This is a genomic window from Wolbachia endosymbiont of Pentidionis agamae, assembly GCF_036711655.1.
Lineage (GTDB): Bacteria > Pseudomonadota > Alphaproteobacteria > Rickettsiales > Anaplasmataceae > JAZHPY01.
In genome coordinates this window covers 1-4,669 of record NZ_JAZHPY010000083.1, presented here as the reverse complement: position 1 = coordinate 4,669, position 4,669 = coordinate 1, and the positions used below count along the sequence as shown (strand labels likewise).

Genomic DNA, 4,669 nt, shown 5'->3' with positions numbered 1-4,669 from the left:
ATGAATTTAACCAATCCTAAAGTTACAGATATTTTTTTTAATCCTATAGTCACAGTGAGAGATTATGTTGTTATTTGGGAAAGAATTCAGGATCATTTGCGTAAGCTTTATGGAGAAGCAACGTATAATAGTTGGTTGAATTCGTTGAGTTTCTTAGATTGCAGAGATGGAGAAATTACGTTATCTGTACCAACAAGATTCATTAAGGAGTGGGTTACTGTTCATTATTTGGAGAAAATTTTCTTATTATGGAAAAATGAGGATGCAGAAGTACATTCCATTGATATTAAAATTTCTGAAGGGCAGAGCAGTAATGTTAATTCTAATGTTTTAACAAAACATAAGGATTTTAACCTAGGATCCCCCCTAGATTCAAGATTTACTTTTGATAATTTTGTAGTGGGAAAGCCAAACGAGTTAGCTTTTGCAGCAGCAAGGAGAGTAGCAGAATCCTTAGATCCAATACTAGGTAGTAATCCTTTATTTTTATATGGTGGTGTAGGGCTTGGAAAAACACATTTAATGCATGCTATAGCTTGGTATATAGTGCCAACAAAAAGAAAAGTTATGTATTTATCTGCAGAAAAGTTTATGTATCAGTATATTACTGCGTTAAGGAGTAAGGACATTATGGTGTTTAAAGAGCAATTCAGATCTGTTGATGTATTAATGGTTGATGATGTACAATTCATTAGTAGAAAGGATAGTACTCAAGAAGAATTTTTTCATACTTTTAATGCATTAATAGATCAAAACAAACAATTAGTAATTTCAGCTGATAGGTCACCTAGTGATCTAAATGGAGTAGAAGAAAGAATTAGATCTCGCCTTGGATGGGGCTTAGTTGCAGATATCAATAAGACAACTTTTGAACTTAGGCTTGGTATACTTCAGTCAAAGGTAGAAAAGATGAATGTATATATTCCGAACGATGTACTAATATTTCTTGCAAGAAATATAAAATCTAATATTAGGGAACTTGAAGGTGCCCTTAATAAAGTTATGGCTTATTCTTCATTAGTTGGTCAAAGCATCACCGTAGAATCTGCAAGCGAGACTCTTGCTGACCTTTTGAGATCAAATCATAGGTCAACTACGATAGAAGAGATACAGAAAAAGGTTGCTGAGTTTTTTAATATAAAGATCATAGATATGCATTCAAGCAAAAAGCTCCGTAGTCTTGCAAGGCCTAGACAAATTGCTATGTATTTATCAAAAAAGCTAACACAAAAAAGTTTGCCGGATATTGGAAGAAGTTTTGGTGGCAGGGATCATACAACTGTTATACATGCAGTAAAGCAAGTAGAAAATTTGATAAAAAGTGATACAGAATTTGCTAGTACAATTAACTTGCTAAATAAACTATTAAAGTAATCTTGATGCAAGATAGCGAAATAAATTTTATAATTAAAAAATTAGAAAAGGTTATACCTTTTATAGGTATAAGCAATGAGGCTTTATTAAAAACATGTAAAGATTTAGGTCTAGAAAATGCTTTCTGTAAATTTCAAAATGGGATTTACAGTGCCTTAGAATATATTCTAGAAGATTTTAATCATTCTATGGCAAGTGAATTACAGAGTATGGATTTAGACAATATTAAGCTTAATGAAAGAGTAAAGCTAGCAATAAAAATACATTTATTAAATTATACAAAATTAAAAAATTATAGAGAATTTTTGAAAAAAGTCTTGTCATTTTTTATATTACCACAAAATATCTACTTTTCTAATCAAATGCTATATAAAATTTCAGATGTTATATGGCATGGTATCAATGATCAATCTATAGATTTTAATTATTATACAAAACGTGTCACGCTTGCAGGACTTTACTTAAGTATTTTACTAATCTTTATTGAAGATCATTCAGAGAATTTTATTGATACTCTATCATTCTTAGATAGACGCATAAAAAACATAGTAGTATTTCATAATTTAAAAAAAGAAGTAAAAATCTTTTTTTCTAGCTTTTTTAACAAAAAATTTTAAGAAAACAAGAGATATGTTTTACCATATCAAGTTGAATGCTTTAGATATTTTGTTATAAGCATTTACTATATGAAAAAAAATGTCATGATATGAGTAACAGTTTATGTTTTTCCTCTAAGACCTACCTGCAAAATATTAAAAAAAGAGAATTGCTAAACTAGATAGGTGAGTTATAATCAATAACTCATATTTCAAAGGTTCTTGCAGATATAGAGATTTGTAAAAAATTCATGAAAGCCTGATAGGAAGACGAAAAGAACTAAAGAAAAAAGAAAAGAAAATCAAGAGCTTGCAAGTCAGAGAGTAGTCGTAGAAAATGTGACTGGCTTATTAAAAAGGTTTAAAATTATAGCAGATAAATACTAAAATAGACGAAAACGTTTTGGTTTAAGATTCTATTTGATAGCTGGAATTTACAATCTGGATATGAGTTATGCAAGAGGTCTAATTAAAGGATGATTGCTATAAAATAAGATACTTATTCTATGTATTGAATCTACTTTACAGTAATTAAGGCTATAGTTATTTCGTCTTTTTTGTTATAATTAAAATTTATACCTACAGTAATGAAAATAAAAAAAGCACTTATCTCAGTCTATGATAAAACAGATATACTAGATCTTGCATCATTCTTGGTAGAGCAGAAAATAGAAATTTTGTCCACAGGAAATACTTATAATGTACTATCTAAAGTAGGCATTAAAACGCAAGAAGTTTCAGATTATACTAAGTCTGCAGAGATTTTAGGTGGTAGAGTAAAAACTTTGCATCCCAAAATTCATGGTGGAATATTAAGTGATAGAGAAAAACATAAAGAAGAGATAAAGAACTTAGATATTGAAACAATAGATCTTCTAGTCGTTAATTTATATCCATTTGAAGAGTTTGCAAGCAAGGAAAACTTGAGTACAGAAAAGATTATAGAGCAGATAGATATAGGTGGTGTTGCATTAATTAGAGCAGCTGCAAAAAATTTCCATTTTGTATCAATTATTTCTAATATTCAGGATTACGAAATATTTAAAGCAGAGATGACAAAAAATAATTATGAGACAACATTAGAATATAGAAAATATTTAGCAACTAAAGCTTTTGCTCTTACAGCACACTATGATGCTATGATTCACAATTGGCTCTGTAACACAAATGGGTTACAAGAATTTTTTTCACTTTCTGGATTTAAAAAACAAGATTTAAGGTATGGTGAAAATCCTCATCAAAAAGCTGCTTTTTACGGCAGCCAATTTAGCAACTATCCACTAGAAAAAATACATGGAAAAGATTTAAGCTATAATAATATAGTCGATACTGAGTCTGCACTAAATATCATTGCTGAATTTGAAGAGCCAGCAGTAGTAATAATTAAACATAATAATCCTTGTGGTGTTGCAATTGGTAAAAACTCCTTAGAGGCTTATAAAAAGGCCTTATCATGCGATGAAATAAGTAGTTTCGGTGGTATAGTTATTTTTAATCGAGAAATAAACTTAGAAGTATCAGAGGAATTAAGTAAAATTTTTCTAGAGGTAATAATAACACCTTCAATTACTGAAGAAGCACTGAGAGTTTTAAAAAACAAAAAAAATCTAAGGATACTGCTTAATAAGTTCTTTCATAAAAGAGCAAAATATCAAGTTAAAAGTGTCTCAGGTGGATTTTTAGTACAAGAAAATGATCATCATATAATAAAAGTAGAGGAAGATATGCAGGTAACAGAGCGTGCGGCTACAGAGAAAGAAAAAAAAGATCTCATTTTTGCATGGAAGGTATGTAGGCATGTCAAATCCAATGCCATAGTAATTACTAAAGATGGATGTACTATTGGAATTGGTGCTGGGCAAACAAGCAGAATAGATAGTGTGAACATTGCGCTTGCTCAAGCTGAAACAAAGTGCCAAGGTGCTGTTCTTGCTTCAGATGCATTTTTTCCATTTCCTGATAGCATAATAAAAAGCACAGCGCACGGGATAACTGCTATAATCCAGCCTGGTGGATCGATAAAAGACAAAGAAGTAATAGAAATTGCAAATCAAAAAAATATTGCTATGTTATTTACTGGTATTCGTAATTTTTCTCATTAAATATGTTTAGATTAGATGGTAGAAAATTTTTAATTACAGGTGCATCTGGTGGTATGGGACGAGCAATTGTAAAGAACATGCATGAAGCTGGAGCAACTTTATGTATATCCGGCACAAAAAAAGAAGTGCTTGAAAAAATGATACAAGAAAATATATATATGTTACCATGTGATCTATCAAATGTTGAAGAAGTTAATCAATTAGTGGAAGAAGCTAGCATATTAATGTCTGGTTTTGATGGCATGGTATGTAATGCTGGCATTGTAGAAGATAGTTTAATGCTAAGAATAACTGATCTAGCATGGCAGAGAGTTATCGATATTAATCTGACGTCTACATTCAAATTAAACAGAAGTGCATATAAAAAGCTTCTTAGAAATAATTGGGGGAGGATTATAAATATTACTTCCATTATAGGGATAATAGGAAATGCTGGACAAGCGAATTATGCGGCCTCTAAAGCAGGGATAATTGCAATGAGTAAATCTATGGCAAAGGAGGTAGCAAGTAAAAATATTACAGTAAATTGCATAGCTCCAGGATTTATTGATACTAATATGACTAAAGTTTTAAATGAAGAGCAAAAAAATAATATAT

General features: G+C 30.4%; 4 protein-coding genes and 1 pseudogene. All 5 read left to right on the top strand.

The annotated features are described in order from the left end of the window. A partial coding sequence (dnaA, locus tag V6U76_RS04580) for a chromosomal replication initiator protein DnaA (protein WP_333023919.1) occupies positions 1-1,374 on the top strand: 1,374 nt, incomplete at its 5' end. Between the two features lie 5 nt (positions 1,375-1,379). Then, positions 1,380-1,991, top strand: coding sequence for a COQ9 family protein (locus tag V6U76_RS04575; RefSeq protein ID WP_333023917.1), 612 nt, complete (start codon positions 1,380-1,382; stop codon positions 1,989-1,991). A 234-nt stretch (positions 1,992-2,225) separates the two neighbouring features. Beyond that, positions 2,226-2,450, top strand: a pseudogene (locus tag V6U76_RS04570) (transposase family protein); the annotation flags it as partial. 107 nt (positions 2,451-2,557) lie between these two features. Next, positions 2,558-4,072: a bifunctional phosphoribosylaminoimidazolecarboxamide formyltransferase/IMP cyclohydrolase gene (purH, locus tag V6U76_RS04565; RefSeq protein ID WP_333023916.1), complete on the top strand. Its 1,515-nt coding sequence runs from the start codon at positions 2,558-2,560 to the stop codon at positions 4,070-4,072. Positions 4,073-4,074: 2 nt separating this feature from the next. Further along, a partial coding sequence (locus tag V6U76_RS04560) for an SDR family NAD(P)-dependent oxidoreductase (protein WP_333023914.1) occupies positions 4,075-4,669 on the top strand: 595 nt, incomplete at its 3' end.

Excerpts from the sequence above, each read along its gene's own strand:
- V6U76_RS04575 (WP_333023917.1), top strand. The coding sequence starts at position 1,380 with ATGCAAGATAGCGAAATAAATTTTATAATTAAAAAATTAGAAAAGGTT.
- purH (WP_333023916.1), top strand. The coding sequence starts at position 2,558 with ATGAAAATAAAAAAAGCACTTATCTCAGTCTATGATAAAACAGATATA.